Below are 26,419 nucleotides of genomic sequence, written 5' to 3'. Positions count from 1 at the left end.
CAGTGAAACGATGCATCGCCGATGGTAGTGTGGGGTTTCCCCATGTGAGAGTAGGTCATCGTCAAGATTAAATTCCGAAACCCCATTTGCGAAAGCAGATGGGGTTTTGTTTTGCGCGATGGAAAAGGGCCAGGCCAGCCGTGAACAGTTTGATCCCCATCAAGGCAGGCGCCAATGCCGACACCGACAATGGTTCATCCAAGGTGAGGCCGCCATGATCTATCCGCTGCTATTGACGTTGCATTTGTTCGCCGCGCTGATCTTTATTGGCACAGTATTTTTTGAAGTGTTGTTCCTGGAGAGCATCCGAAAGCAGATTCCTTCAAGAGTCATGGATCTGGTGGAGCAGGGCATTGGGCGCCGTGCACGGTCACTGATGCCTTGGGTGCTGATAATCCTGTTTGGCGCCGGCCTGGGCATGGTTTGGTTACGCTATCTGCCCGCATTGGGCTCCCCCTTCAGTTCCTCCTTCGGCACGTTGCTGGCCCTCAAGATCCTGATTGCCAGCAGCGTTTTACTGCATTTCTTAGCGGCAATGTTCCTGTTTCGTACGAAACGGATGAAAGCCACCTATGTGCATTTCATCCATCGCAGCTTGTTTGTGCATATGGTCGCCATCGTCCTCTTGGCCAAAGGTATGTTCTATCTGAGCTGGTAGTTGCGGGCAGATTCTGTGCCAGGTCTGGCCTCAGCTTGATGCAAATCAAGGAGCCTCCCAGGTGAAAGGCCGACACTGACCTCCCGTAGCCAGTCTCGGAGACCGCGATGTTCGACGTTTATCACAATCCCAACCCGCGGCCCCTCCACTGCAATAAAGAGAGGGCCGCCCTCGGCTACGCCAGTGACAGCCAAAAATTCCACGGTGGTATCGGCTCCCTGGACTTGCTGCGTGCGTTACGCAGTAGTCGACAGAAGCAGCGGCCCCTATCCCTGACAGTGCAATTGCCTTCCACGCTCAAGGCATTGGCGAACGCTCCCCAAACCCCGGGCTGCGAGCGGGGCCATGTGGAGCAGTACCTGTTGCGCCTGGAGCGCGAAATCGACCTGATCGGTTGCCATTTAAGCAGCGAGCAACGTATCGAGCAGTTTCACCTTAGCGGTGGCACCCCTTGTGCTGCTCACCTGCAACGGTTGATGAAGCGCCTGCGCAGCCGCTTTAATTTTTTGGGCCACGAAGGTGGCGACTACAGCGTCGAAGTCGATCTGCACCACACGGATTGGGCAACCATGCGCCTGCTGCGCGACCAGGGTTTTAACCATGTCAGCATCGGCGTGCCCGACATGGGCGCAGACGCCGAGCTGTCAGTGGCCTGCTACCAGAACCCGGCGCCTATTCATTCACTGATCGACGCGGCGCGCACCTTTGGCTTTCGCACTATCAACGTGGATCTGGGCTACGGTCATGCCTGGCAAACGCCGCAAAGTTTGTCTCGCAAGTTAGCCACTCTCATCGAGCTGGAGCCTGACCGCGTGCTGGCATTCGATTACGCCCAGCCCGGGCCACGGCACCGCGCGCTGTGCGCCAGCCCCTTCACCGGGTTGTCCAGCGACGAGGATAAGCGCGCCATGCGCCAGGATTGTTTCGAGCAACTGTGCGCCGCTGGTTATTACTACATTGGTCTCGGCCAGTTTGTGCGCCCGGACGACGACCTGGCCATTGCCCAGGAGCAAGGCCGCCTGCACCGCAACTACCAGGGCTTTACCAGCCACGGTTACTGTGACCTGGTAGGGCTCGGCCTGGGTGCCATCAGCCAGATCGATGATCTGTATGCGCAAAACACCGAAGACCTACAGCACTACCAGCTGCAACTGGACCGCGAGCAGTTGCCCACGATCCGCGGTTGGCGCTGCGAGGCCCAGGATCAGGTGCGCCACGACGTCATGGAGCGCCTGGTGTGCGACCTGGAACTGGACATCCAGGCTATCGAGCGTCGCCATGGTCTGATATTTCGCGAATACTTTTCATCCGTCTGGCCACTGCTGGAGCAGTTGAGCCGTGACGGCCTGATCGAGCTGTCGAGCCGCATGATAAGCATCCTTCCTGCCGCGAGGCTGGAGGTGGACGCCATCTGCAATCTGTTTGAAAGGGATTTGGACGCTGCACGGCATTAACGCCCCCCCCACGAGTTGATCGATGATGAACCCCGCTCTTGAATTCAATCGCGCCCTGGTCGAAAAGTACGATCGCCCGGGGCCGCGCTACACCTCATACCCGACCGCGCCGCAGTTCCACCAGGCGTTTGCCGTGGACGACTACCAACGCGCCGCCCACGACAGCAACCAGGCCGCCGTGCCCAAGCCGCTGTCGGTCTACATCCACATCCCGTTCTGCAAAAGCCTTTGCTACTACTGCGCCTGCAACAAAATCATCACCCAGAAAACCCATCGCGCCACTGAGTACCTGAATTACCTCAAGCGCGAAATCAATATGCAGGCGGCATTGTTCGACAGCACCCGCAAGCTCACCCAATTGCACCTGGGCGGCGGCACGCCCACCTACCTGACCCACGAGCAGTTGGCGGACCTGATGCAGCACCTGCATCAGGCTTTCGACATGGATGACAGCGACAACCACGAGTTCTCCATCGAGGTCGACCCGCGCACCATCAGCGCCGAGCAGATCCGTGCATTGCGTGGCTTGGGTTTCAATCGCCTGAGCTTCGGCGTGCAGGATTTCGACCCGCAGGTACAAGCGGCGGTCAACCGGGTGCAGAGCGAAGAGCAGGTCTACGAACTGGTGGCCGCCGCCCGCCAAGCGCATTTCAAATCCGTCAGTGTCGATTTGATCTACGGTTTGCCACTGCAAACCGTTGCCAGTTTCGACGTGACCCTGAGCAAGATCATCGCCCTGCGCCCGGACCGCATTGCTGCCTACAGCTATGCGCACTTACCGGAACTGGTGCGTGCCCAGCGCCTGATCCGCCCAGAAGACATGCCGCCGCCGGAGCGCAAGCTGGAGTTGCTGGAACTGACCATCCGACGCCTGACCGAGGCCGGTTACGTGTACATCGGCATGGACCACTTTGCCTTGCCCGAAGACGAACTGGCCCGTGCCCGCGCCAACGGCACCCTGCAACGCAACTTCCAGGGCTACTCGACCCACGCCGACTGCGACCTGATTGGCCTGGGCGTGTCGTCCATCGGCAAAGTCGGCGACAGCTACAGCCAGAGCGTCAAGGAACTGTCCCAGTACTACGCTCGCCTGGATCAAGGTTTGCTGCCGGTGCACCGCGGTTATCGCCTGAGTGCCGATGACTTGCTGCGCCGCGAGGTTATCAACGACCTGATGTGCCACGGGCGCATCGAGTTCGCCAAGTTCGAGGCGCGCCACGGTATCCGTTTCGGCGAGTATTTCGCTGAAGCATTAGCCCAGCTCCAGACTCTGGTGCAAGACGGCTTGGTGCAACTCCACGACGATGCGCTGGTGTTGCTCCCCCAGGGCCACCTGATGATGCGCAGCGCAGCGATGGCATTCGACGCTTACCTGGGTGGCGAACAAAAGGGCCGGTTTTCCCGCACCGTCTAGGCCGGGCAGGGTGGGTTCACGATAACTTTTCAAAGTTGATTTCAATCAAGGGCAGGGGGCCATGGGCTCCCTAACATGGGCGGCAGATCCCGCCGTTGAAGTCTGAGATTTCATGAAGATCCGCCCGCTGTTGTGCCGTAACTCCCTGCATTTTCTGACCCTGGGTCTTGTCCTTGTGTTGGCCCTGATGGCCGCTCCCTTCGAGGCGGTGTACGCCAAGTCCTATGGCGGCATCGAACAGCAGCGCATCGAAAAAACCTTCCCCAACGTCGACAAAGTTTCCGAGCCCCAGGGCCCGTACAAGGTGCAGACCTTGTCTGCGGGTGAGCAGGTGCTGGGTTACGTGTTCCAGAGCCTGGACGTGGTGGACATTCCGGCCTACTCCGGCAAGCCGATCAACACCCAAGTGATTCTCGACCCGGCCGGGGTGATAAAGGACGCCTTTGTCCTGGAGCACCACGAGCCGATTCTGCTGGTGGGCATCGCGGAAGAAAAACTTCACGAATTCAGCGCCAAGTACCTGGGCATTCAGGTCAACCAGCGGGTAGTGGTGGGCCATTCCAGCGACCCGAATGCCGTGACGGTCGATGCCATTGCCGGTGCTACCGTCACCGCCATGGTGGTCAACGAAGTCATCATGCGCGCCGCCCATACGGTGGCCGTGTCCCTGGGCCTGGTCAAAGACAACGCCGGTGTGGCCGCCACGCCAGCCAAGGTTCGCGAGGATGTCTACCACAGCGCGGATTGGGCGACGCTGCTGGGCGACGGCTCCATCCGCCGCCTGAACCTGACCCGCGGCCAGGTCGATAGTGCATTCAAGAACACCGCTGCCGCCGAGGTTGAAGTGGCCACGCCAGAGCAGGCCGACGACAGCTTTATCGACCTCTACGTCACCCACCTCAACCCGCCCACCATCGGCCGCAACCTGCTGGGCGAGAGCCAGTACCGCACGCTGATGAGCGAACTCAAGCCCGACGAGCAAGCCATCGCCGTGCTTGGCAGCGGTAGCTACTCGTTCAAGGGGTCGGGCTATGTGCGCGGTGGGATTTTCGACCGGGTGCAACTGCGCCAGTTCGGCGACAGCATCAGCTTCCGTGACATGGACTTCCAGCGCCTCGACGACGTGTATGCCCAGGGCATGCCAGCCTTCGACGAGATGGCGATCTTCATCGTGCGCGCCTCCCACCGTTTTGACCCGGGCGCGGCCTGGAGCCTGGAGCTGCTGGTGCGGCGCCAGACCGGACCGGTCAGCGGCGTGTTCAGCAGCTTCGAGTTGGCCTACCAGTTACCCGAAGCCTACCTGGACCGCCCGGCGCCCAGCGCCGAACAACTGGCGGCCATCGAGGAAGCCAATCGCCCACTGTGGCTGAACATCTGGTACCAGAAGAGCGTGCAGGTGGGTGTGCTCGCCGCCGCGCTGTTGCTGCTTACGGCCATCCTGTTCCTGCAAGACACCCTGGCCCAGCGCCCGCGCCTGCTGCATTGGGTGCGCCGCGGCTACCTGAGCTTCACCGTGCTGTTCATCGGCGGCTATGCCCTGGGGCAACTGTCGGTGGTCAACGTGCTGACCTTCGTCCATGCCCTGTTCGAGAACTTCCGTTGGGAGCTGTTCCTCACCGATCCGGTGATCTTCATGCTCTGGGTGTTCACTGCCGGCAGCATTCTGCTGTGGGGCCGTGGTGTGTTCTGCGGCTGGCTATGCCCGTTCGGCGCCTTGCAGGAGCTGATTAACGAGCTGGCGCGCAAGCTCAAGGTGCCGCAATACGAATTGCCTTTCGCGGTGCACGAACGCTTGTGGGCCCTCAAATACATTATTTTGCTGGTGCTGTTCGGCCTGTCCCTGGAGTCCATGGCCACCGCTGAGCGCTTCGCCGAGGTGGAGCCGTTCAAGACCGCCATCACCCTGCGCTTCGACCGCCAATGGTGGTTCGTGCTCTACGCCGCCGGCCTGTTGGTGGTCAACCTGTTCACCCGCAAAGTCTATTGCCGCTACATCTGCCCCCTGGGCGCGGCGCTGGCGATCCCCAGCAAGTTCCGCCTGTTCGACTGGCTCAAACGTCGCCAGGAGTGCGGCAACCCCTGCCAGTTGTGCGCCAAGGAATGCGAGATCCAGGCGATCCACCCCGACGGCCATATCAACGCCAACGAATGTCACTACTGCCTCGACTGCCAGATGACCTGGCACAACGAGAACAAATGCCCGCCGCTCATCAATAAGCGCAAGAAGCGCAACAAAGCGGCACCTGCCCCGGCGCAACTGATCCCGGTGGTGCAGGTGGCCCCCGGCGAATGACCCTGCGCGCAACGGCTTTCCAGATGGTTTTTCCCTTCAAGGAGCACACAGCATGAGCGATAAAGACAACAACCAAGGCCCGCAGGACGAAGCGCCGAAGGGCCTGAGCCGGCGCGGCTTCCTCGGCACCAGCGCGGTGGCCAGCGCGGCCCTGGCCGGCGCCACGGCGCTGGGCGGTACGGTGTTTACCCGCGAGTCCTGGGCGGCTGCGGCCAAGGAAGCACGGTCCAAGATCCACGTTGCACCCGGTGAGCTGGACGAGTACTACGGCTTCTGGAGCGGTGGTCACCAGGGCGAAGTGCGGGTGCTGGGCGTGCCCTCGATGCGTGAGCTGATGCGTATCCCGGTGTTCAACGTCGATTCCGCCACCGGTTGGGGCCTGACCAACGAAAGCAAGCGCGTGCTCGGGGACAGCGGCAAATACCTGAACGGCGACTGCCACCACCCCCACATCTCCATGACCGACGGCAAGTACGACGGTAAATACCTGTTCATCAACGACAAGGCCAACTCCCGCGTCGCGCGCATCCGCCTCGACATCATGAAGTGCGACAAGATGCTCACCGTGCCGAACGTGCAGGCGATCCACGGTCTGCGCCTGCAAAAAGTGCCCTATACCAAGTACGTGTTCGCCAACGGCGAGTTCGTCATCCCGCACCCTAACGATGGTCACAGCTTCGACCTGCAGGACAAAAACAGCTTCACCATGTTCAATGCCATCGACGCCGAAAAAATGGAAATGGCCTTCCAGGTCATCGTCGACGGTAACCTCGACAACGCCGACATGGACTACAGCGGCCGCTATGCCGCTGCCACCTGCTACAACTCGGAGAAGGCCTACGACCTGGGCGGCATGATGCGCAACGAGCGCGACTGGGTAGTGGTGTTCAACATCCCGGCCATCGAAGCGGCGATCAAGGCTGGCAAGTTCATCCACGTTGACGGCGACAAAACCCCGGTAGTGGACGGGCGCAAAGTCGATGGCAAGGACTCGCCGTTCACCCGCTACATTCCTGTGCCCAAGAACCCACACGGCCTCAATACTTCGTCCGATGGCAAGTACTTCATCGCCAACGGCAAGCTCTCGCCGACGGTTTCGATGATCGCCATCGACCGCCTCGACGACCTGTTCGCCGGCAAGTTCAAAGACCCGCGCGAGGTTATCGTCGCCGAGCCGGAACTGGGCCTGGGGCCGCTGCACACCACCTTCGACGGTCGCGGTAACGCCTACACCACGCTGTTCATCGACAGCCAAGTGGTGAAGTGGAACATGGACGAGGCTGTGCGCGCCTACAAAGGCGAGAAGGTCAACTACATCAAGCAGAAACTCGATGTGCACTACCAACCTGGCCACAACCACGCCTCCCTGACCGAAACCAGTGAAGCCGACGGCAAGTGGCTGGTGGTGCTGTGCAAGTTCTCCAAGGACCGCTTCCTGCCCACCGGCCCGCTGCACCCGGAAAACGACCAGTTGATCGACATCTCTGGCGAGGAAATGAAACTGGTCCACGACGGCCCAGCCTTCGCCGAACCCCACGACTGCATCCTGGCGCGCCGCGACCAGATCAAGACGCAGAAAATCTGGAAGCGCGACGACCCGTTCTTTGCCGCCACCGTGGCCATCGCCAAGAAAGACGGGATCAACCTGGAGACCGACAACAAGGTTATTCGCGACGGCAAGAAAGTGCGGGTCTACATGACCTCGATGGCGCCGTCCTATGGCCTGAACGAATTCACCGTCAAGCAGGGCGATGAAGTCACCGTGACCATCACCAACATCGACCAGATCGAAGACGTGTCCCACGGCTTCGTCATGACCAACCACGGCGTGAGCATGGAGATCAGCCCGCAGCAAACCTCCTCCATCACCTTCATCGCCGATAAACCCGGCCTGCACTGGTACTACTGCAGCTGGTTCTGCCATGCGCTGCACATGGAAATGGTCGGCCGCATGAAGGTCGAACGGGCGTAACGCCTACTGAGGCCATAGGTGGCTGCAGTTAGCCCTTTGTGGGAGCGGGCTTGCCCGCGATTGCGATTTATCAGTCGACATCACTGTTGAATGTTCAGCCGCTATCGCGGGCAAGCCCGCTCCCTCACCTGCCGGCCCATCGGAACAAGGAACGGTGTTGTGCGCGTAAACCGGATACACCTCATAGCCCTTGTGCTCACGGCTTTTTCCACCGCCGCCGTTGGCGCGGTGCAACCTATCGACAACCTGCCGCTCCAGGCGGCGGGTGAAGGCCAGTGGCGTCTGCCTGCCGGCCAGTACCAAGGCAATTTCAGCATTGACCGCCCCATGCAACTGGACTGCGAACCCGGTGCGGTGTTCCAGGCCCAAGGCGTGGGCAACAGCATGATTATCAGTGCCGCCGACGTGACCTTGCGCGGCTGCACCTTCACCGATTGGGGCCATGACCTCACGGCCATGAACGCCGCCGTCTTCATCCAACCCCAGGCCCGGGGCGCGGTGGTACAGGGCAACCATATGCGCGGCCAGGGCTTCGGCATCTGGGTTGACGGCGCCCAGGACGCCAGCCTGCTCGACAACCGCATCCAGGGCGACCCGAACCTGCGTTCCCAGGACCGTGGCAACGGCATCCACCTCTACGCGGTCCACGGCGCGCGGGTCATTGGCAACGAAGTGCGCGAGGCGCGCGACGGCATCTACATCGACACCTCCAACGGCAACCTGATCCAGGGCAACACCCTGGAGGACCTGCGCTACGGCGTGCACTACATGTTCGCCAACGACAACCAGGTGCTGGGCAACACCACGCGGCGCACCCGCACCGGGTTTGCCCTGATGCAAAGCCGCAAGTTGACGGTGATCGGCAACCGCTCCGAGCAGGACCAGAACTACGGCATCCTGATGAACTACATCACCTACTCGACCCTGCGCGACAACTTCGTCAGCGACGTGCGCGACGGCACCACCGGCGACACCATGATCCCCGGTGCCGAAGGCAAGGCCCTGTTCATCTACAACTCGCTGTTCAACGTGATCGAGGGCAACCACTTCGAGCGCAGCCCGGTGGGCATTCACCTCACTGCCGGTTCCGAAGACAACCGCATCCAGAACAACGCGTTCATCGACAACCAGCGCCAGGTCAAATACGTCGCCACGCGCTTGCAGGAATGGTCAGTGGAGGGGCATGGCAACTACTGGAGCGACTACCTGGGCTGGGACCGCGACGGCGATGGCCTGGGCGACATCGCCTACGAGCCCAACGACAACGTCGACCGCTTGCTCTGGCTCTACCCGCAGGTGCGCCTGTTGATGAACAGCCCCGGCATCGAGCTGCTGCGCTGGGTGCAACGGGCCTTTCCGGTGATGAAATCCCCAGGCGTGCAAGACAGCTATCCGCTGATGAAATCCCCCATACAAGCCAAGGAGCCGAGCTGATGAACGTGGTCGAGATCGAAGGCGTCAGCCAGCGTTACGGGCAGACCACCGTGCTGCACGACCTCACCCTGAGCCTGGGGGAGGGCGAAGTGCTTGGCCTGTTCGGCCATAACGGCGCGGGCAAGACCACCAGCATGAAACTGGTGCTGGGCCTGTTGCAGGCCAGCAGCGGCCAGGTGCGGGTGTTCGACCGCGCGCCCAGCGACCCCCATGTGCGCCAGTTGTTGGGCTACCTGCCGGAAAACGTCACCTTCTACCCGCAACTCAGTGGCCTGGAAACCCTGCGCCACTTCGCCCGCCTCAAAGGCGCGGGGTTGGCCCAGGTGGACAGCCTGCTGGACGACGTCGGCCTAGGCGCGGCCTCGCGGCGCCGGGTCAAAACCTACTCCAAGGGCATGCGCCAGCGCTTGGGCCTGGCCCAGGCCCTGCTCGGCGCGCCACGCCTGTTGCTGCTGGACGAACCCACCGTGGGCCTGGACCCCATCGCCACCCAAGACCTCTACCGCCTGCTCGAACGCCTGCGCAACCAGGGCACCAGCATCATCCTTTGCTCCCACGTGCTGCCGGGTGTCGAGGCCTATATCAACCGCGCGGCGATCCTCACCCAGGGGCGCCTGTTGGCCTTGGGCAGCCTGGCCAAGCTGCGTGAAGACGCCGGCCTGCCCACCCTGATCCGCGCCAGCGGCCTCAAGCACGCCTGGCCCTTGCAGCAGCGCTGGAACCTGGCCGGCCACGAGACCCAGGCCTGGGGCGCGGCGGGGCTGGAAGTGGCGGCCCATAACGGCAGCAAACTGGGGCTGTTGCGCCAGTTGCTGGAAGAAGACGACCCTCGGGACGTGGAGATCCATCCGCCGTCCCTGGAAGACCTGTATCGCTACTACATGACCCGCGCCGAGTTGGCGCCGGGCGAGGGGGCAGTATGACGCCGATCTGGAACATGGCCCGCAAAGAACTCAGCGATGGCTTGCGTAACCGCTGGCTGTTGGCGATCAGCCTGTTGTTCGCCGTGCTGGCCCTGGGCATTGCCTGGCTCGGCGCGGCGGCGTCCGGACAACTGGGCTTCACCTCGATCCCGGCCACCGTGGCCAGCCTCGCCAGCCTGGCGACGTTCCTGATGCCGCTGATCGCCCTGTTGCTGGCCTATGACGCGATCGTTGGCGAAGACGAAAGCGGCACCTTGCTGCTGTTGCTCACCTACCCCCTGGGGCGCGGGCAGATCCTGCTGGGCAAATTCCTCGGCCATGGCCTGACCCTGGCCCTGGCCACGTTGATCGGCTTTGGCTGCGCCATGCTCGCCATCGCGCTGTTGGTCGAAGACGTGGAGTTGCCTCTGCTGCTGTGGGCCTTTGGCCGCTTTATGGTGTCCTCGACCCTGCTGGGCTGGGGTTTCCTGGGCCTGGCCTATGTGCTGAGCAGCGTCTCGGCGGAAAAATCCACCGCCGCCGGCCTGGCGCTGGGTGTGTGGTTCTTCTTCGTCCTGGTGTTCGACCTGGTGCTACTGGCCCTGCTGGTGCTCAGCGAAGGCCAGTTCAGCCCCAAACTGCTGCCCTGGCTGCTGCTGCTCAACCCGGCGGACGTGTATCGCTTGATAAACCTCTCCGGCTTCGAGGCCGGGGCCAACATGGCCGGGGTCCTGACCCTGGGCAAAGACCTGCCGCTGCCGGGCTCGATGCTTTGGCTGTGCCTGGGCCTGTGGGTGGTGGCGCCGCTATGCCTGGCCTACCGGCTGTTCCGCCGCCGCGCGGTTTGACGAATTTTGAGGCTTGATGGAGTACCCAACGATGAACCGCTTTTACCAAAACACCGCCCGCGTCTGTGCCGTATTGCTGCTGGGGCTGCTGCTGGGGGCCTGCGACAAGGCCGAAACGGCCAGCTACAGCGATGCCCCCACGGCGTTCCACCCCAGCGATGAATGCCACGTGTGCGGCATGATTATCTCGGAGTTCCCCGGCCCCAAAGGCCAGGTCGTGGAGCGCAACGGCGTGAAGAAATTCTGCTCCACCGCCGAAATGCTCGGCTGGTGGCTGCAACCGGAAAACCACCACGACGATGCCAAGCTCTATGTCCACGACATGGGCCGCAGCCCCTGGGACGCGCCCAACGACGCTTACCTGATCGACGCAAAAACCGCGTTTTATGTGATCGGCACAAACCTCAAGGGTGCCATGGGCGTGGTCCTGGCCTCGTTCTCCGACCAGCAGGCCGCCGAAAAACTGGCCACCATCAATGGCGGGCGCGTGCTGCGCTTTGCCGACATCGACCAAGCCGTGTTGCAACAACAACCGGCAATGCATCACGACATGCACTGACATCCTCACCGTAGGAGCCTGGCTTGCCAGCGAGGGTGGCGTTGAGATCGCCATCGCCGGCAAGCCGTGCTCCTACAGGTCAGCGGCACCCGCCATCTCCCGCGCACACTCCCCCTCATCCAACAAATCTGATTACCGTCAAGTCGCTATTTCCTGCGCTGTTCAAAGATAGGCCCCGCGGTAATCCCTAGGCGTGAGGTGTAGATGATGAAGACCGAGTTTCAGGACCGTTTGGCGGTAATCACCGGGGCCAGTTCAGGGATCGGCCTGGCCCTGTGTGCGGCGTTGTTGCCGCGCGGGGTGCGGGTGTTGGCCATGTCGCGCACCCTCGGGGAGCTGGCGGTGTTGCAGCAGATCTACGGCGAGCGCTTGCGCTGGTTCGCTGGGGATGTCACCCGAACCGACGATTTGCACGAACTGGCGCGCCAGGCTGCGCGCCTGGGGGCGGTGGATTACCTGGTGCCCAATGCCGGCAGTGCGGAACTGGCCGACAGCCTGGACATGGGCGCGTTCGAGCGCCAATGGGCGGTCAACGGTGCCGGGGCGCTCAATACCCTGGCGGCGCTGCGCGGCGAGTTGGCCAACCCGGCGTCGGTGGTGTTCGTCGGCAGTTTTCTCTGTGATTCCAGCTTCCCCGGCCTGGCCGCCAGCATCGCCAGCAAGGCCGCTTTGGTGGCCCAGGTGCGCACCCTGGCCACCGAACTCGGGCCGCTGGGCATTCGCATCAACCTGGTGTCACCGGGGCCCACCGCCACAGCGCTGTGGGACAACCTGGGCCTGGACGAAGAGCAGTTGGAGGCGCTCACCAGCCGCCTGACCCAACGCCTGGTGCCGGGGCGTTTTCTCGATGCGGCGGCAGTGGCCAATGTCATGGTTTTCCAACTCTCCCAAGGCGCCCGCGGGGTGTATGGCCAGGACTGGAAAGTCGACGGTGGCTACACCCTGGGGTAATACGCCCGTTAACCCACCTCTCGTCGCAAGCGGGCTCCCCCGCGCTGGAGGGCAAAGCCCTCCCATCCCTGCTATCCGTGAAACCTGAGTGATGGGGCTGCTGCGCAGCCCGGCGCGGGCGAGCCCGCTTGCTACGAGGGGCGGGTCAGTGGGAGGTGCCTTCGGCGAATTCGATCTTGTTGCCCACGTTGTACTTGCCCGAGGGTTTGTTCATGGGCAGGCGCTTGATCTCCCTGAGGGTCTTGCTGTCGTAGACGATCAGCGCGCCGTCGGTGTCCCAGATGCTCAACAGCAGGTAGCGCCCGTCGCGGGTAAATTCCACGTGGGCGGCGGTTTTGCCGGGCATGGGCCGCAGGGTGTGGGCGATCTCCAGGGTCTGTTTGTCGATCAGGTGAATGGCGTCGTTGTCCGGGCCGAAGAACACGTCGGTCCAGGCATAGGGCGAATTGACGTGGCTGCGCATGAAGAACCCCGGCCCCAGGGTGGGGATTTCCTTGATGAGCTTCCAGGTCTTGAAGTCGATCACCGAGATCAGGCCCTTGCTGATGTTGGGCGTGGCGAACACCCAGTCACCGTTGCGCTTCCAGTAGGTGCCCGAGCCCAGGTGCGGCATGCCGGGCAGGGGGATGTCGGTGACGACGTTGCCACTGTCCAAGTCGATGACCTGGCCGCCCTGGGCCTTGCGTGAGGTGGCGAGCAACTGGCGGTAGTCCGGGGAGAACGAGAAGTCGTCGAGAAAATCCTGGGCGGCTATGCGCCGTGGCTCGAAGTTCGGCGTGCCGGCATAACTCAGTTCCCAAACTTCCTTCACATCCTTGAGGGCAACGATGAAGCTGTTTCGGGGCGGGGCGGTGTACACCGCGCTGACCCGCGATGTTTTGCCGTCCAGGCCCGTGGCGGGCAGGGTCTTGACCAGGCTCAGGTCGCGGGCATCGAGCAGCACCAGGCTGCCGGGCAGGTAGTTGCCCACCAGCACCCAGCGCCCGTCTTTGCTCACGGCCAGGTTGCGGGTGTTGAGGCCGGCGCGCACTTCGGCGATGAGTTTGAGGTTGTGCAGGTCGTAGAGGCTGATCCAGCCATCGCGGGAGGCGAAGTAGACGAAGCGCCCGTCCGGCGAGAATTTCGGCCCGCCGTGCACGGCAAAATGCGAGGCGAAGCGGTCGAGCACGGTGAAGCGGTCGCCGTCGAGGATGTTGATGTGGTGGTCGCCAGCCTCCACCACCACGAACAGGTTCAGCGGGTCGGCGTGGTGCTGTGGGGTGCTGGGCAGCGTGCTCAGGTCGGCCAGCAGCCTGTGGCTGGCGCGGATGTCGTGGTCGTTCCAGGTCGGCGGCGTGGCGGGGGGCTGTTGCAGGTAGTCGGCGAGGGCGTCGATCTGTGGCGTGCTGAGGGTGCCGGCGAACCCGGCCATCTGGCTGGCGGGGCGGCCGTTGGCGATGACCTTGCGCACCTCATCGGGCTTGATCCGCCCCAGGCTCTCGGGCAGCAGCGCCGGCCCGGCAGCGCCCAGGCGTGTGGCGCCGTGGCAGCTTTCGCAGTGCTGCTGGTACAGCGCGGCGGCAGGCTGCGGCGCCGCGCCATGGGCGGCGCTGGCCCACAGCAGCGGCAGCAATAGCAGGCCTTTCACGATGCCACCTCGGTCATTTTGGCCGCGACGCGATGGGGGTAGACGCGCGCCGGGTATTCCACATGCTGGTCGGCGAACAATGCGACCACTTTGCCGATCACGGTCAGTGTCGGCACCCCTTGCTCGCATTCGATGGCCATGCTGCTCAGGTGTTCCAAGGTGCCCCGGGCCACGTGCTGGTCGGGCCGTGCGCCATTGCAGATCAGCGCGGCCGGGGTGCCCGGGGGCATACCGGCTTCCATCAGGCGCTGGGCGATCACCGCCAGGTTGGACAGGCCCATGTAGAACACCAGGGTCTGGCTGTCGTCGGCCAGGCTGGCCCACGGCAGGCTCAACTCGCCGTCGCGTTGCAGGTGCCCAGTGATGAAGCGGCAGGAGTTGACCAGGTCGCGGTGGGTCAGGGGGATGCCGGCATAGGCGCTGCACCCGGCCGCGGCGGTAATGCCAGGTACGATCTGGCAGTCAACGCCGCGTTGCAGTAGGTACTCCAGCTCTTCGGCGCCACGGCCGAAAATGAATGGGTCGCCGCCCTTGAGGCGCACCACGCGCTGGCCCTGGTCGGCGAGGTCGGCGAGCAATTGGTTGATCTGCTCCTGGGGCATGCTGTGGCAGCCGCTGGCCTTGCCCACGTAATGGCGGGCGCAGGCCAGGGGGATCAGGCTCAGCAACTCGGGGCTGACCAGGCGATCGAAGACCACCGCATCCGCCTGCATCAACAGGCTCCAGGCCCGCAAGGTCAGCAGGCGTGGGTCGCCCGGGCCGGCCCCGACCAGGGCCACCTCACCGGGGCGCAGGAGCGATTGCAGTGCGGCAGGTATCACGAGGGATGAATTCATGGCGACTTCCTTGGTACTTCATCAGGTGGCGGCCCCGCGGCTGTGCCGCCGCGTGGGCCGGGTGCAGCCCATTCAGCTTTGGACGCAGATCAGGTTGCTCTGGGGGCGCACGCCGATCTCTTCGTCGCTCAGGTAGCAGCCGGGGTCTTGGCCCCACAGGTCGCCTTCGGCCCAGGCGCGGGTGCGGGTGTTGCCGTTGCAGATATCCAGCCAGCGGCACTGCGAGCAGCGCCCGCCGATGGCCCGTGGGTGCTGGCGCAGTTGCTGCAACAGCGGGTCGGGTTCGTCCAGCCACAGGGTGCGGAACGGCGTCTTGCGCACGTTGCCCACCGAGTGCTGCCACCAGTAGGTGTCGGGGTGGACTTCGCCAGTGTTGTCGATGTTGGCGATGCCGGAGCCGGAGGCATTGCCGCCCCAGGCGTGGAGCATGTGCTCCAGTTGCGGGTAGTGCTCGGGCAGGTGGCGATGCACCCATTGCAGTAGCAGGATGGCGTCGGCGTCGTTATTGCCGCTGACAAAATCGCTTAGGCTGCCGGCCTGGATATCGGCCCAGGCGCGCTCGAAGATCAGCGTCATGGCATCGCGGCTCATCTGCTGGTGGGCGTCGAGTTGGCGGCTGCGCTTGCCGCGGCCGCTGTAGTTGAGGTGCGAGAGGTAGAACTTCTGTACGTCGTATTCGCGCATCAGGTCCAGCAGTTGCGGGAGCTGGGCGTGGTTTTCCTGGGTCAGGGTGGTGCGCAGGCCCACGCGGATGCCGCGTTGGCGGCACAGGGCGATGCCGTGCATGGAACTGGCGTAGCTGCCCACCAGTTGGCGGAAGGCATCGTGGGTTTCTTCCAGGCCATCGATGCTGACCCCCACATAGTCGAAATTGGCGGCGGCGATCTGCTCGATATTGCTTTCGCTAATCAACGTGCCGTTGGTGGACAAGGCGACGAAAAAACCCCGCGCGCGGGCGTAGGCACTGAGCTGGAAGAGATCGTCGCGCAGCAGCGGCTCACCGCCAGAGAGGATCAACACCTTGACCCCGGCCTCGTGCAGGTCATCGATCACCGCCAGGGCCGCAGCGGTGTCCAGTTCATCGCGGAACACGCTGTCGGCCGAGGTGGCGTAGCAGTGCTTGCAGGTCAGGTTGCAGCGGCGCAGCAGGTTCCAAATCACCACGGGCGCCTGCTTACTGCCGGGTAGGCTGGTGCGCGGAGGCGGGCTCTGGCCGGCGAGGGCACGTAGGTAATGGCTGATCCTTAACATGGGATTCTCCTAGAGCACGGGGTGGCCGGCCGGGTGGGTGGGCAGGCGCAGGCCGGTTTTTTTCAGGATGCGGCTGCTGACCAGCATCTCGTCAGCCGCGCAGGCCTGGCCCAGCAGGAAGCGCAACTGCTCGCGGTAACTGTCGATTTCTTCGCTGCTACGGCCGTGGACCATGGCGAACAGGTTGTAGCGCCACGCTTCGCGGCGCGGGCGCCGGTAGCAGTGGCTGACATAGGGTTGGGCGCCGACCAGGGCACCGAGGCGCGGCATGTGTTCGTCGTCGATGTCCCACACGGTCATGCCGTTGAAGCGGTAGCCCAGGCGATAGTGGTTGGGCACTGCCGCGATGCGCCGGATCGCGCCCTCGGCTTGTAGGCGCTGGAGCAGTTGCAGGGTGGCGTCGACGCTGATGCCCAACTGCTCGGCCAGCCAGGCCCAGGGGTCGTCCACCAGGGGCAGGCCAGCCTGGGTCAATTTGACCAGGCGCAGGGCCAAGGCATCGTCAGACCGGGAAATACAAACCGACATGGTAAGTCTCCTCTTTGGGCAGGTTGAGCACCGCCAGGCCGGTGGTGGCTTCGATCCGTTGCAAGGTGTCGTGCACGGCCTGCTCGTTGGCGCAGCCGAGCACGAACCACATGTTCCAGGCGTGCTCGCGGCGGTAGTTGTGGGCCACCTCGGGCAGGGTTTCGAGCAGTTCGGCCACGGCGTCGAAGCGCTCCTCGGGCACGGCCAGCGCGGCGAGGGTGAAGGCACCGCCCAAACGCTCGACGTCGAACATCGGGCCGAAGCGGGTGAGCAAGCCGTCTTCGAGCAACTCGTGGAGGCGGTCGAGCAATTGTGTGCTGGTGCTGCCCAGTTCCTCGGCCAGTACCTGCCAAGGGTGGCGTACCAGGGGTAGGCCCAGTTGTAGGCGGTTTATCAGGCGCCGATCCAGATCATCCATGGGCCCAGGCCTCGTTCTTGGGCGGGGCGAAACGCCCGCCGCACTGTTTGAAGGCCTGGGTGCTGAACAGCCATTGGTGGGGCAGGTCGGCCAGCAAATGGGCGTCGAGCAAGCCCTGGATATGGGCCTCCACCTGGTCACGCTGGCGCCCGTGGACCATGCAGAACAGGTTGTAGCGCCAGTGCGGCAAGCGCCGTGGGCGCTGGTAGCACAGGGTGATCCCCGGGGCTTTGCCCAGGCGTTGGCCGACCTCGTCGATCAGCGCATCGGGCACGTCCAGCACCAGCATGGCGTTGGCGGTAAAGCCCAGGGCGCGGTGGTTGAGCACCAGGCCGACACGGCGGAACAGGCCTTCTTCCTGCCACTGGCGCATCTGTTCCAGCACCTGGCTTTCCTGGGCGTGCAGGTGCTGGGCGAGGGCCTGGTAAGGGCGGCTGACCCGCGGCAGGCCGGTTTCCAACTGGCGGCGCAGGGCCAGCGCTTGCTGCACGGTGAGCGGCTCGCTCATGCCGAATCTCCCAGGGCGAAGCCCAGGTCGATGCGGTAGGAGGTGAGCATCGGCAGGTCCAGGGCGGTGAGGCCGGTGTCCTGTTCCAGTTCGACGAGGATCTGTTCCAGGTGTTGGCGATCAGGGCCGGTGACCACGAACCACAGGTTGTAGTGGTGCTCGCGGGCGTAGTTGTGGTTGACCTCCGGGTATTGGTTGACCCGCGCCGCCACCTGCTGCAAACGCTCCGGCGGCACGGCGAACGCGGCCAGGGTGCTGGCACCGGCGTGGCGGTGCTCGAACACCGGGCCGATGCGCGAGAGGGCGCCGGCCAGCTCCAGGCGTTGCAAGCAGGCCATCACCTCGGGTTCGCTGCAGCCCAGCACCTGGGCCATTTCCCGGTAGGGTTCCTCGCACAGCGGCATGCCGTGTTGGTAGCGGTCGATGAGGCGGCGGGTGAGTCGATCAAAGTCCATTTCAGTACCCCAGTTTGTGGGCGCGGTTGGTGAAGAAGATGCCGCTGGGTTTCTCGGCGGGCAGGCTGGTTTTCAGGGTCAGGCGATACGGGTCCCAGACCTGCACCTGGTCGCCATCGCGCACCGACAGCCAGAGCTGGTCGCCACGGCCGGTGAATTCCATGTGCAGCACGGCGGGCCCCGGCCGCAGGTCGGCGACGATGGCGTGGGTTTCACTGTCGATCACCTGCACTCGGTCGTTGTCCGGGTAGGCGAAGTTGACCCACAACTGGCGCCCGTCGGGCCGCGCGGTGACGAACACCGGTTGCCCGGCCACGGGGATGGCGGCGGTCTGGGTCCAGGTCCGGGCGTCCATCACCAACACCTGGTGGCGCCCGACGGCGGGCACGAACGCCTGGTTGTCGGCCACGGCCCAGCCTTCGAGGTGGGGCATCTTGTACACCGGCAATTTCGCCTGGCCCCGGCCGTAGTCGCCGAGCACGCGCTTGACCCCGCGTTCGGGGTGCCACAGGTCGAGTTGGGCCATGCCGTCTTCGCCGAACAGGCCGGCCATGTAGTAGCGCCCATCGGGGGTAATCAGGGCGTCGTAGGGTTGCTGGCCGATGCCGGTGTAGCGGGTGATAGTCGGTACGCGGCCGTGGCTGAAATCGGCGGTCCAGATCTCGCCGGTGTCGAACAGGCTGAACACAAAGCCTTGCCCCGGGATATCCACCAGGCCCACCACCCGCGAGCGCTGCTTGCCGTCGGCCAGGGGCGTGGCGGGGATGTCGGCCACCTGCTCCAGGGTCACGGCGTCGAACACCTTGACCCCGCCCGGCACATAGTTGGACACGGCAATGAGTGTGCCGTCCTGGCTGATGGCGCCGCCGATGGCGTTGCCGCCCTGGATTACCCGGCGCTCGATGCGCAGCGTGAGCAGGTCGATCTTGGTCAGCCCGCCGTCGCGGCCGAACACATACGCATAGCGCTCATCGCGCGAGAACACCACCGAGGCATGGGACAAGTCGCCCAGCCCCTCCAGGCGCGCCAGGGGCGTGGCGCCGCTGCTCTGGATAATCTGCACGCTGCCGCTGGCGCGCTCGATGACCACGCCCAGGTCACCGGTGCCGCGCAACGGGGCTTGGGCGCAGCCGCCGAGTAGCAGGGCGGCGGCGGCCGACAACAGGAAGGATCGGATCATGGGGCGTGGTTTCCTTGCACGAGAATGTCCACCAGCCAGGCGATATCGCCTTCGCTGAGCAGCGCCTCCCAGGCCGGCATGGCGGTGCCGGGCCGGCCCTGGGTGACGGTGGCGATCAGGCTGGCGCGGGGTTTGCCGGCCAGGGCCTGGGCGGTCAGGGCCGGGCCCAGGCCTCCGGTCAGGTGCAGGCCGTGGCAGGCACCGCAGTCCTGGGCCAGCAGGTGTTCGAGTTGGGCCCGGCGCGGTGCGTCGGGGGGCGTCAGCGCAGCTGCGCTGGCGCAAAAAAACAGTAGGAGCGGCGCCATGGCCAAACCGATGATCGATGGTTTCATGACGCCCTCCGGGTCGTTATTTAAGACTCAGTACCCACTTGGCCAGGGTGTTGGCTTCTTCATCCGTGACCGGGTTGGCCGGCATTGGAATCGGGCCCCAGTTGCCCTGGGTACCTTCCTTGATGTGCTTGGCCAGGGTGGCCTGGGCATCGGCCTTGCCGGCGTTCTTGGCCGCGACATCCTTGAGCGCCGGGCCCACCATTTTCATGTCCACGGTATGGCACGCGGCGCACGGCTTGCTCTTGAACAGCGCTGCGCCGTCATCGGCCAGGGCCGTTTGCACGCTGAGTGCAGCGGCCAGGGCGAACAAGGGGATGAGCATATTTTTCATAGGGTTTTCTCGTGTTGATGAAGCTCAATAAATGTCATGGCAGTTCAATAAATGTCGTACTGGGTGTTGTAGACGTTGAACTTGCCGGTCGGGGTGATGAGACGCTTGTCCTTGATAACTGACTTGAGTTTGAGGGTTTTGTCGTCGATCACTACCAGCGCCGATTCCTCGGTCTGGCCGTTCCAAACCGAGAACCACACCTCATCGCCGGCCTTGTTGTATTCCGGTTGCACAACGCGCAGGGCGCCGTCCTTGATGCCGGAGTACTCGGCGATGGGTAACGCGGTGTAGCCGGCGTCGAGCTTGTCGAGGTTGAACACCGCCACCGATTGGCTCAGCTTGGCGTCCGGGTTGAGGGTGGTGTCCACGTACAGGTGGCGTGAGTTGGGGTGGGTCTTGATGAACAGCGAACCGCCGCCCTGGCCCTTGAGGGACTCGACCTGCTTCCAGGCGTATTGCGGGTGCTTGATCGGGTCGGTGCCGATCACCGAAATCCCGCCGTCGCCCAGGTGGCTGGTGGCCCACACCGGCCCGTATTTGGGGTGGTTGAAGTTGGCGCCACGGCCGGGGTGGGGGATCTTGCCCACGTCCACCAGGGCGGTGAGCTTGCGCTCCTTGGAATCGATCACCGCGACCTTGTTGGAGTTGTTCGCCGCCGTCATGAAGTAGCGGTGGGTGCTGTCCCAGCCGCCGTCATGGAGGAACGGCGAGGCGTCGATGCTGGTGATGGTGAGGTTCTTGATGTCCTGGTAGTTGACCAGCAGCACCTTGCCGGTTTCCTTGACGTTGACGATGAACTCCGGCCATTCGTGGGAGGCGATGATCGCCGCCACCCGTGGCTCAGGGTGGTATTCCTGCTTGTCCACGGTCATGCCGCGGGTGGAGACGATCTGCTTGGGCTCCAGGGTTTCGCCGTCCATGATGGTGAACTGCGGCGGCCAGTAGGAGCCGGCAATCGCGTACTTGTCTTCAAAGCCCTTGAACTTGGAGGTTTCCACCGAGCGCGCCTCGATGCCCACCTTGATCTCCGCCACCTTGGTCGGCTCGGCGGGCCACAGGTCGATCATGTCGATCTTGGCGTCGCGGCCGATCACCAACAGGTAGCGCCCGGACGCGGAAATGCGCGAAATGTGCACCGCGTAACCGGTCTCGATGAGCTTGACGATTTTCTTGCTGTCACCATCGATCAGGGCAATCTTGCCGTCGTCGCGCAGGGTGACCGAGAACAGGTTTTCCAGGTTGAGTTTGCTGATCTGCTTCTTCGGCCGGTCTTCGGGTTTAACCAGCACCTTCCAGGTCTTCAGGGTTTCGGCCATGCCCCACTCGGGCGGCGTCGGGGCGGTGTGCTGGATGAAGTTGGCCATGACCGTGATCTGGTCTTTGGTCAGGGCATTGGAGGTGCCCCAGTTCGGCATCCCGCCCGGCGAGCCGTAGGTAATCAGCGCTTCGAGGTAGGCCTGGCCGCGGCCCTGGGTGATGTCCGGGGTCAACGGCTTGCCGGTGGCGCCTTTGCGCAGTACGCCGTGGCAACCGGCGCAGCGCTGGAAGTAGATCTCCTTGGCGGCGTCGAAGTCGGCTTGGGTCATGTCGGGGGCGCCGGCGGTTTTCACCATAGGCGCGGCGGGTTTACTGGCAGGTTCCTCGGCGCGGGCGGCGTGGGTCACCGCCAGGGCCAGCGCCGAGCAAAGCGTGGCGAAGGTCAAAGCGAAGGTTTTACGGTTGCGGATCAGCATTGGTTTTTACTCCTCAGGGCAGACCTTTGCGATGCGCTGAAAAGGCAGTGCAGAGCGCAGGTTCTTAGTGCACTGCAAGGCTATGTCGCGCAGCCCCGATGCTCGCTTGACGGCGATCAAGTTTGCGGCGCACGCGGCTTGCCAGGTTGTCGCAGGGCGCCGTAGCTTGGCGTGCAAATCCGCTGCGCCAACAGGTACTTACATGGACCTCTCAACCCCCGGCCACCCCAGCGCCGAACCCTTCTACCAGGTGCAAGGCAACGAGCAGACGCTGTTCGAGCAAGCCTGGCGCCACCGCATGCCGGTGCTGATAAAAGGCCCCACCGGGTGTGGCAAAACCCGCTTCGTGCAGCACATGGCCCACCGCCTCAACCTGCCGCTGTACACCGTGGCTTGCCATGACGACCTCAGCGCCGCCGACCTGATCGGCCGCCACCTGATCGGCGCCCAAGGCACCTGGTGGCAGGACGGCCCGCTGACCCGCGCCGTGCGCGAGGGCGGCATCTGCTACCTCGACGAAGTGGTAGAGGCCCGCCAGGACACCGCCGTGGTGCTGCACCCCTTGGCGGACGACCGCCGCGAGCTGTACCTGGAACGTACCGGCGAGGTCTTGCAGGCACCGCCCGGGTTCATGCTGGTGGTGTCCTATAACCCTGGTTACCAGAACCTGCTCAAGGGTATGAAACCCAGCACCCGCCAGCGCTTCGCCGCGCTGCGCTTCGACTACCCGGCCGCCGCCGACGAGGCACGCATCGTCGCCCGCGAAGCGGCGGTGGACCTGGCCCTGGCCACCGAGGTGGTGACCCTCGGCCACGCCCTGCGCCGCCTCGACCAGCATGACTTGGATGAAGTGGCCTCCACGCGGCTGCTGATTTTTACCGCGCGCATGATCGGCGCCGGCATGCCACCCCGGGAGGCGTGCCTGGCGTGCCTGGCCGAACCCCTGAGCGACGACGTACAAACCGTCGCGGCGCTGATGGACGTGGTCGATGTCCACTTCGGCTGACGCCCGCGCCCCCGGTACCCTGCCGGGGGACCTGGCGATGTGGTTTTTCATCCTCGCCGAACTGTCGGTGTTCGCCTTGCTGATCCTCACCTTCGCCGGCGCCCAGGCCCTGGACCGGCCCCTGTTCAGCGCCAGCCGCGCCTTGCTCGACCGCTCCACCGGCCTGGCCCTGACCTTGAGCCTGCTCACCGCCGGGCTGCTGGCGGCCATGGCCCAGCACTGGGTGCGCCAGGGCAGGGCACGTCGGGCGAGCGTGGCGTTGCTGCTGGCGCTGTTGCTGGCCAGCGTCTACGTCGGCTTGAAACTGGGCGAGTACCAGCACTTGGCGGCGGCCGGCCTGGGGCTAGAGCACAACAGGTTCTTCACCCTGTACTGGATCCTCACCGGGTTCCACTTCCTCCACGTGCTACTGGGCATGGCCATCCTTGCCTGGCTGGCCCGGCGCTGCTGGCGCCACGCCTACGGCGGCATGGAGTCGGGCGTGCTGTATTGGCACATGGTCGACCTGGTGTGGGTCGTGCTGTTTCCGCTGGTCTACGTCATTGGTTGAATGAAGGAGGCTCCATGGCCGTATTAATGGGCTGCTGGCTAGGGCTGGTACTGCTCAGCATCACCACCGTGGCACTGGGCCAACAGGCCGGATGGCCGGCGCTGATCCTGCTGCTGGCCGTGGCCAAGGCCTGGATGATTACCGACGGCTTCATGGAACTGCGCCACGGGCCACGGTTATGGCGGGGGCTATTACTGGGGTGGCCGGTGGTGTTGGTGGGGGTGGTGGGGTTGATGTTGTAAGCCCGCCGAATCGAACCCCCCAATCCCTAACGGCGCTTGATTGACGCGGCGATGGTGTCGGCCATTTTCTTTAGTTCATCTTTGCCAATAGTCGGTTTGCCGTCGGGTGCATCCTCGGAGTTTTGCATTACGTAGAGCAGCAAGTTGGGAGTGTCTTCCTTGGCGTCAGGGTCGCCTTTGACGTAGGCGATATAGCCGTAGTCCAGTGTCTGCGGTAAACACCCGGCGGCCTTCTTTTCGGCTTTGGAGAAGTACTGGTCGTCCCATGAGCATTCGTATTTCGAGGAACGTGTGGGACGGGTTATTTCGACAAAAGTGGATTGACCTTTATAGCCACCGATTTGAACTGAGGGGAATTTACGAAAGCCGAGGGCCTGGTATTTCACGCCGCCCCAATCGGGACGCTCCCAAAATGCACGGAGTTCTTGTTCTACAGAGGCGTTTTCTTCTTTTGAGTAATTTTCTTCGAATAGCGCGCTTTGGTCGCGGAAGAGTATTCTGACGTCAGGATGGTCTTTCAGCCGCATGATAGTGCCCATGCTACGTTTTTGTGGGCGGTCGTCCTTAACGAAACCGTAGGGCATGCAAAATCCTCTTTCTTTCGGCAACTCGTAAAGAGCGCGAGATCGGAAATTTTGAGAGAAATGAGAGAGGTCAGATTCGAATTTTTCTTTTGTTGAGGATGTTACTTTTCTGGAAGTGTCAAAAAAATAAATTCGCCCCGCTCGATAAATATAAATATAGCCGTAATACCAGTCATTATCGTAATAAGATAAAAGCAAAGATTCCGGTCCTGACTCGTACTTTATGATTTGCACAGCGGGATCTTTTTTTGCCTCCTCCTTTAGTTCCTCTATATAACTATCTTTCGCTTTTTTTATGCGAAGAAAACTTCTTTCTGGAAGTTCTGAGGATGTGCGAACACCTCCTCGATAAATTGAGCTTGCAAAGAACTGATTTCCCCACTTCTCAAGATTATGGGTGCCTTTACTCGGGTCTGGATCATTTTGCACAACACCTATTTCAACTTCCCCTGGCAGACTAATCTGAAAATACCCTACACACTCAGTCTTCCAATTCTCTGGAGTGACTTGGGTCTTTGCTTGAAGGACAAAAGAAGTACTTCCCAGGAGACAAGCCAGCGAGATTTTTTTGATAAGTTTCATCCGCGATACTCCGGGGTGCTTTTTGAAAGGGTCGCAATTTGCTTTTCAGGTTGCTGGATATCCAGCGATCCGCTTGTTGTGGGGTCCACAGGGGTTGTATGAGTCATCAAGGCATGGTGGAATTTCATATTATTGTTCTCATATTTTGTCCAGTTGACCGGATAGGTAGTAATAAAACCGCATATCTCATTTAGCCGAAGGGTACTGCTGGATTCATATTGGGGGCTATCCCAGAATTTTTGCTCGAAGGGCATTAGATTTTTCTTATCTGTTTTAAGATTTATATTCCTATCTTTCCCTGGTTCTACCGAGGTATCAATCACAGGCCAAATAGACGCGGGAAACATTTGTTCTTTTCGAGAGGGATAGATATTTCTCGGAACAAACTTAAAAACCGCCTCATAATGCCCAGCATTACGCTTGGCCACCGCCTGTATCGCCTTCCAACTATCCGGATGCCCAGGTTTTTCAATAGCCTCTTTCAATTCATCAGCCGGGCGTACACCGCTGCTGATGCCAAATAACTTGTTCCACACGCCCTTGCGCAACTCATGAGCAAAGGTCCGTGTCGGTTGAGGGTGGCCATTACCCAGAAAGTCTTTGCGCTCCACCTCCAAGTCCATCACCAATACCGCCAGTTCCGAATCGCGGCCACCCAGCAAACTACGGTCGTTGATATTGGCGCTGCCAATCAGCGCGTAGCGGTCATCGACAATCATCAATTTGCTATGGACATAAATTTGTTCAGTCACATAGCGGTCGTATAACTTGGTCCAATTGCGCAAATTCAGCAGGGTGACGTATTCAAAGCACTCTTCATCGGTTGCATCGGGTACATCCTTAAAATCTTTTTTGCCGACGAGTTGTTGAATATCCGCAACCGTCCTTTTCATCACGGCGGCACACTCTGATTGTGTGATTCGGTCCGCCTCATACAGGCGGCCTAGTTTTAAATACGCTTTAATTCCGTTCAGCAGACTTTGTTCACCAAAGGCAATGGTCTGTTGCGTAAAGTGCACTTGGGTAACGATAGCCGGGTTATCCAGCCCGCCCCCTTCAGGATGTACCGGCAGCACGATATAAGCGTGAAACAGCGTTTTGGTCATGATCGCCTTGCCGATGCGATGGATCAGGCGCTTGCTGATAACGTTTTCCACTTTCCCCTGGCTTTCACCCGGGAAGGCCCGGGTTAATTTGGGCCCCATGCCTGCACTTTTCTGGATGGTGATAGAGGGTTCCTGCGGTTTTTCCTTCACTTCCCGCCCAAAGTCACTGACAAAAAACTGCTGTTCGATATAAACGTAGTGCTTGGCCTTTTCGATCAAGTGGCACAGGGTGCGGTAGATATCGTGCTGCGCTTCTTTGGGTTCTTCGCCGTTGCGCAACAGCGCATGTTCTTTTTTCAGCATCGTTAAGGGCGCACTGCGCAGTACCTGAACGTCGCAGGTGCCTTTGCTCGGATAGGCCTCGGGCGCAGGGGGAAAGGGCAGCGCGGGCGCGCCGCTGCGGTGGCGTGTTTTCTGGCTGTTCCAGCGCAGCACAAAATTGCGTATCAGGTCCGATACCGCAGGCCCGTCGATGCGCAGGTGCATGTCTTGCCAAGGCATACGGGGCTGGCGCGAGGCGTCCACGCCCGCAGCGGTAGGCTTGAGGGCGCTCATGCGCACGGGGGCGTCTTCTTTGTAGGGGATTTGATAGTGATGAGGGGCAATCTGGACGTTTTTATCGTCGGGGTTGACCAGGTTTTCCCAGCCCAGGTGGCCCAATGGCG

General features: G+C 62.3%; 26 protein-coding genes. 13 read left to right on the top strand and 13 right to left on the bottom strand.

Annotated features, from left to right (window positions below):
• Positions 1-214 precede the first annotated feature (214 nt).
• The 10 genes from AC19YT_RS25715 to AC19YT_RS25670 all read left to right on the top strand — a co-directional run bounded on the left by AC19YT_RS25715 (position 215) and on the right by AC19YT_RS25670 (position 12,485).
• Positions 215-658 carry a CopD family copper resistance protein gene (locus AC19YT_RS25715; protein WP_095111239.1) on the top strand — a complete coding sequence of 148 codons (444 nt, stop codon included), beginning with the start codon at positions 215-217 and terminating at the stop codon, positions 656-658.
• Positions 659-765: 107 nt separating this feature from the next.
• Complete coding sequence (locus AC19YT_RS25710; RefSeq protein ID WP_500611258.1) at positions 766-2,112, top strand: oxygen-independent coproporphyrinogen III oxidase; 1,347 nt, start codon at positions 766-768, stop codon at positions 2,110-2,112.
• 25 nt (positions 2,113-2,137) lie between these two features.
• The gene (gene hemN, locus AC19YT_RS25705; protein ID WP_095111243.1) at positions 2,138-3,526 is read left to right on the top strand and encodes an oxygen-independent coproporphyrinogen III oxidase; all 1,389 of its coding nucleotides are present in this window, start codon (positions 2,138-2,140) and stop codon (positions 3,524-3,526) included.
• A 187-nt stretch (positions 3,527-3,713) separates the two neighbouring features.
• On the top strand, positions 3,714-5,819 hold the full coding sequence (nosR, locus tag AC19YT_RS25700; protein WP_500611260.1) for a transcriptional regulator NosR: 2,106 nt from the start codon (positions 3,714-3,716) through the stop codon (positions 5,817-5,819).
• 52 nt (positions 5,820-5,871) lie between these two features.
• Positions 5,872-7,791, top strand: a complete 1,920-nt coding sequence (gene nosZ / locus AC19YT_RS25695) for a TAT-dependent nitrous-oxide reductase (RefSeq protein WP_095111237.1) — start codon at positions 5,872-5,874, stop codon at positions 7,789-7,791.
• A gap of 174 nt (positions 7,792-7,965) precedes the next feature.
• Positions 7,966-9,225 (top strand): nitrous oxide reductase family maturation protein NosD, encoded by a 1,260-nt coding sequence (locus AC19YT_RS25690; protein WP_500611259.1) that lies wholly within the window; start codon positions 7,966-7,968, stop codon positions 9,223-9,225.
• Positions 9,225-10,148 carry an ABC transporter ATP-binding protein gene (locus AC19YT_RS25685; protein WP_095111235.1) on the top strand — a complete coding sequence of 308 codons (924 nt, stop codon included), beginning with the start codon at positions 9,225-9,227 and terminating at the stop codon, positions 10,146-10,148. Before AC19YT_RS25690 ends, AC19YT_RS25685 begins: the two co-directional genes overlap by 1 nt.
• A complete protein-coding gene (locus tag AC19YT_RS25680; RefSeq protein WP_095111234.1) occupies positions 10,145-10,975 on the top strand; it encodes an ABC transporter permease in 831 nt (276 codons plus the stop codon). The genes AC19YT_RS25685 and AC19YT_RS25680 overlap by 4 nt, the downstream gene beginning before the upstream one ends.
• A gap of 31 nt (positions 10,976-11,006) precedes the next feature.
• On the top strand, positions 11,007-11,534 hold the full coding sequence (locus AC19YT_RS25675) for a nitrous oxide reductase accessory protein NosL (protein WP_095111233.1): 528 nt from the start codon (positions 11,007-11,009) through the stop codon (positions 11,532-11,534).
• Positions 11,535-11,741: 207 nt separating this feature from the next.
• Positions 11,742-12,485: an SDR family NAD(P)-dependent oxidoreductase gene (locus AC19YT_RS25670; protein ID WP_095111242.1), complete on the top strand. Its 744-nt coding sequence runs from the start codon at positions 11,742-11,744 to the stop codon at positions 12,483-12,485.
• A gap of 145 nt (positions 12,486-12,630) precedes the next feature.
• On the opposite strand, the gene AC19YT_RS25665 is transcribed toward AC19YT_RS25670, so the two are convergent.
• From AC19YT_RS25665 to AC19YT_RS25615, 11 genes are all read right to left on the bottom strand, one after another.
• Entirely contained in the window at positions 12,631-14,112 is a 1,482-nt protein-coding gene (locus tag AC19YT_RS25665) for a nitrite reductase (RefSeq protein WP_176465182.1), read from the bottom strand.
• Positions 14,109-14,948, bottom strand: coding sequence for a uroporphyrinogen-III C-methyltransferase (gene cobA, locus AC19YT_RS25660; protein ID WP_500597902.1), 840 nt, complete (start codon positions 14,946-14,948; stop codon positions 14,109-14,111). Before cobA ends, AC19YT_RS25665 begins: the two co-directional genes overlap by 4 nt.
• A gap of 72 nt (positions 14,949-15,020) precedes the next feature.
• Positions 15,021-16,199, bottom strand: coding sequence for a heme d1 biosynthesis radical SAM protein NirJ (nirJ, locus tag AC19YT_RS25655; protein ID WP_095111231.1), 1,179 nt, complete (start codon positions 16,197-16,199; stop codon positions 15,021-15,023).
• Between the two features lie 9 nt (positions 16,200-16,208).
• Positions 16,209-16,727 carry a siroheme decarboxylase subunit beta gene (gene ahbB / locus AC19YT_RS25650; protein WP_095111230.1) on the bottom strand — a complete coding sequence of 173 codons (519 nt, stop codon included), beginning with the start codon at positions 16,725-16,727 and terminating at the stop codon, positions 16,209-16,211.
• On the bottom strand, positions 16,702-17,145 hold the full coding sequence (locus AC19YT_RS25645) for an Lrp/AsnC family transcriptional regulator (protein ID WP_500611257.1): 444 nt from the start codon (positions 17,143-17,145) through the stop codon (positions 16,702-16,704). Before AC19YT_RS25645 ends, ahbB (AC19YT_RS25650) begins: the two co-directional genes overlap by 26 nt.
• Positions 17,138-17,653: a siroheme decarboxylase subunit beta gene (ahbB, locus tag AC19YT_RS25640; RefSeq protein ID WP_095111228.1), complete on the bottom strand. Its 516-nt coding sequence runs from the start codon at positions 17,651-17,653 to the stop codon at positions 17,138-17,140. Before ahbB (AC19YT_RS25640) ends, AC19YT_RS25645 begins: the two co-directional genes overlap by 8 nt.
• Positions 17,650-18,108 (bottom strand): Lrp/AsnC family transcriptional regulator, encoded by a 459-nt coding sequence (locus AC19YT_RS25635; protein ID WP_095111227.1) that lies wholly within the window; start codon positions 18,106-18,108, stop codon positions 17,650-17,652. The genes ahbB (AC19YT_RS25640) and AC19YT_RS25635 overlap by 4 nt, the downstream gene beginning before the upstream one ends.
• Before the next feature lies 1 nt (position 18,109).
• Complete coding sequence (locus AC19YT_RS25630; protein WP_095111226.1) at positions 18,110-19,288, bottom strand: cytochrome D1 domain-containing protein; 1,179 nt, start codon at positions 19,286-19,288, stop codon at positions 18,110-18,112.
• Entirely contained in the window at positions 19,285-19,620 is a 336-nt protein-coding gene (locus AC19YT_RS25625; RefSeq protein ID WP_176465181.1) for a c-type cytochrome, read from the bottom strand. The genes AC19YT_RS25630 and AC19YT_RS25625 overlap by 4 nt, the downstream gene beginning before the upstream one ends.
• Positions 19,621-19,636: 16 nt before the next feature.
• Positions 19,637-19,951, bottom strand: coding sequence for a c-type cytochrome (locus AC19YT_RS25620; protein ID WP_095111225.1), 315 nt, complete (start codon positions 19,949-19,951; stop codon positions 19,637-19,639).
• 44 nt (positions 19,952-19,995) lie between these two features.
• The gene (locus AC19YT_RS25615; protein WP_095111224.1) at positions 19,996-21,684 is read right to left on the bottom strand and encodes a nitrite reductase; all 1,689 of its coding nucleotides are present in this window, start codon (positions 21,682-21,684) and stop codon (positions 19,996-19,998) included.
• 202 nt (positions 21,685-21,886) lie between these two features.
• On the opposite strand from AC19YT_RS25615, the gene AC19YT_RS25610 reads away from it, so the two are divergent.
• Genes AC19YT_RS25610 through AC19YT_RS25600 form a run of 3 tightly spaced genes read left to right on the top strand, consistent with a single transcriptional unit; the run spans position 21,887 to position 23,482 of the window.
• Positions 21,887-22,690 carry a CbbQ/NirQ/NorQ/GpvN family protein gene (locus AC19YT_RS25610; protein WP_095111223.1) on the top strand — a complete coding sequence of 268 codons (804 nt, stop codon included), beginning with the start codon at positions 21,887-21,889 and terminating at the stop codon, positions 22,688-22,690.
• Positions 22,674-23,240, top strand: a complete 567-nt coding sequence (locus tag AC19YT_RS25605) for a cytochrome c oxidase subunit 3 (RefSeq protein WP_500611256.1) — start codon at positions 22,674-22,676, stop codon at positions 23,238-23,240. The genes AC19YT_RS25610 and AC19YT_RS25605 overlap by 17 nt, the downstream gene beginning before the upstream one ends.
• A 14-nt stretch (positions 23,241-23,254) precedes the next feature.
• A complete protein-coding gene (locus AC19YT_RS25600; protein WP_095111221.1) occupies positions 23,255-23,482 on the top strand; it encodes a cytochrome C oxidase subunit IV family protein in 228 nt (75 codons plus the stop codon).
• 26 nt (positions 23,483-23,508) lie between these two features.
• Here the strand turns inward: AC19YT_RS25600 and AC19YT_RS25595 are convergent, their stop codons facing one another.
• Positions 23,509-24,648 carry a T6SS immunity protein Tli4 family protein gene (locus tag AC19YT_RS25595; protein ID WP_500611255.1) on the bottom strand — a complete coding sequence of 380 codons (1,140 nt, stop codon included), beginning with the start codon at positions 24,646-24,648 and terminating at the stop codon, positions 23,509-23,511.
• Positions 24,645-26,419: phospholipase D-like domain-containing protein (locus AC19YT_RS25590; protein WP_500611254.1), on the bottom strand; the 1,775-nt coding region annotated here is incomplete at its 5' end. The genes AC19YT_RS25595 and AC19YT_RS25590, both read right to left, overlap by 4 nt.

The organism is Pseudomonas sp. MF08875 (assembly GCF_059862525.1).
Note: the sequence above shows the minus strand (reverse complement) of the source record. Positions and strands in the feature narration are given on the sequence as shown.

What these genes read in the sequence shown, in the direction of transcription:
- AC19YT_RS25595 (WP_500611255.1), bottom strand. Translation starts at nt 24,648, where the DNA reads ATGAAACTTATCAAAAAAATCTCGCTGGCTTGTCTCCTGGGAAGTACT.
- AC19YT_RS25625 (WP_176465181.1), bottom strand. Translation starts at nt 19,620, where the DNA reads ATGAAACCATCGATCATCGGTTTGGCCATGGCGCCGCTCCTACTGTTT.
- hemN (WP_095111243.1), top strand. Translation starts at nt 2,138, where the DNA reads ATGAACCCCGCTCTTGAATTCAATCGCGCCCTGGTCGAAAAGTACGAT.
- AC19YT_RS25630 (WP_095111226.1), bottom strand. Translation starts at nt 19,288, where the DNA reads ATGATCCGATCCTTCCTGTTGTCGGCCGCCGCCGCCCTGCTACTCGGC.
- AC19YT_RS25675 (WP_095111233.1), top strand. Translation starts at nt 11,007, where the DNA reads ATGAACCGCTTTTACCAAAACACCGCCCGCGTCTGTGCCGTATTGCTG.
- AC19YT_RS25645 (WP_500611257.1), bottom strand. Translation starts at nt 17,145, where the DNA reads ATGGATGATCTGGATCGGCGCCTGATAAACCGCCTACAACTGGGCCTA.
- AC19YT_RS25680 (WP_095111234.1), top strand. Translation starts at nt 10,145, where the DNA reads ATGACGCCGATCTGGAACATGGCCCGCAAAGAACTCAGCGATGGCTTG.
- AC19YT_RS25685 (WP_095111235.1), top strand. Translation starts at nt 9,225, where the DNA reads ATGAACGTGGTCGAGATCGAAGGCGTCAGCCAGCGTTACGGGCAGACC.
- nosR (WP_500611260.1), top strand. Translation starts at nt 3,714, where the DNA reads ATGGCCGCTCCCTTCGAGGCGGTGTACGCCAAGTCCTATGGCGGCATC.
- AC19YT_RS25605 (WP_500611256.1), top strand. Translation starts at nt 22,674, where the DNA reads ATGTCCACTTCGGCTGACGCCCGCGCCCCCGGTACCCTGCCGGGGGAC.
- AC19YT_RS25710 (WP_500611258.1), top strand. Translation starts at nt 766, where the DNA reads ATGTTCGACGTTTATCACAATCCCAACCCGCGGCCCCTCCACTGCAAT.
- nosZ (WP_095111237.1), top strand. Translation starts at nt 5,872, where the DNA reads ATGAGCGATAAAGACAACAACCAAGGCCCGCAGGACGAAGCGCCGAAG.
- AC19YT_RS25670 (WP_095111242.1), top strand. Translation starts at nt 11,742, where the DNA reads ATGAAGACCGAGTTTCAGGACCGTTTGGCGGTAATCACCGGGGCCAGT.
- nirJ (WP_095111231.1), bottom strand. Translation starts at nt 16,199, where the DNA reads ATGTTAAGGATCAGCCATTACCTACGTGCCCTCGCCGGCCAGAGCCCG.
- AC19YT_RS25610 (WP_095111223.1), top strand. Translation starts at nt 21,887, where the DNA reads ATGGACCTCTCAACCCCCGGCCACCCCAGCGCCGAACCCTTCTACCAG.
- AC19YT_RS25600 (WP_095111221.1), top strand. Translation starts at nt 23,255, where the DNA reads ATGGCCGTATTAATGGGCTGCTGGCTAGGGCTGGTACTGCTCAGCATC.
- AC19YT_RS25715 (WP_095111239.1), top strand. Translation starts at nt 215, where the DNA reads ATGATCTATCCGCTGCTATTGACGTTGCATTTGTTCGCCGCGCTGATC.
- ahbB (WP_095111230.1), bottom strand. Translation starts at nt 16,727, where the DNA reads ATGTCGGTTTGTATTTCCCGGTCTGACGATGCCTTGGCCCTGCGCCTG.
- ahbB (WP_095111228.1), bottom strand. Translation starts at nt 17,653, where the DNA reads ATGAGCGAGCCGCTCACCGTGCAGCAAGCGCTGGCCCTGCGCCGCCAG.
- AC19YT_RS25635 (WP_095111227.1), bottom strand. Translation starts at nt 18,108, where the DNA reads ATGGACTTTGATCGACTCACCCGCCGCCTCATCGACCGCTACCAACAC.
- AC19YT_RS25615 (WP_095111224.1), bottom strand. Translation starts at nt 21,684, where the DNA reads ATGCTGATCCGCAACCGTAAAACCTTCGCTTTGACCTTCGCCACGCTT.
- cobA (WP_500597902.1), bottom strand. Translation starts at nt 14,948, where the DNA reads ATGAATTCATCCCTCGTGATACCTGCCGCACTGCAATCGCTCCTGCGC.
- AC19YT_RS25620 (WP_095111225.1), bottom strand. Translation starts at nt 19,951, where the DNA reads ATGAAAAATATGCTCATCCCCTTGTTCGCCCTGGCCGCTGCACTCAGC.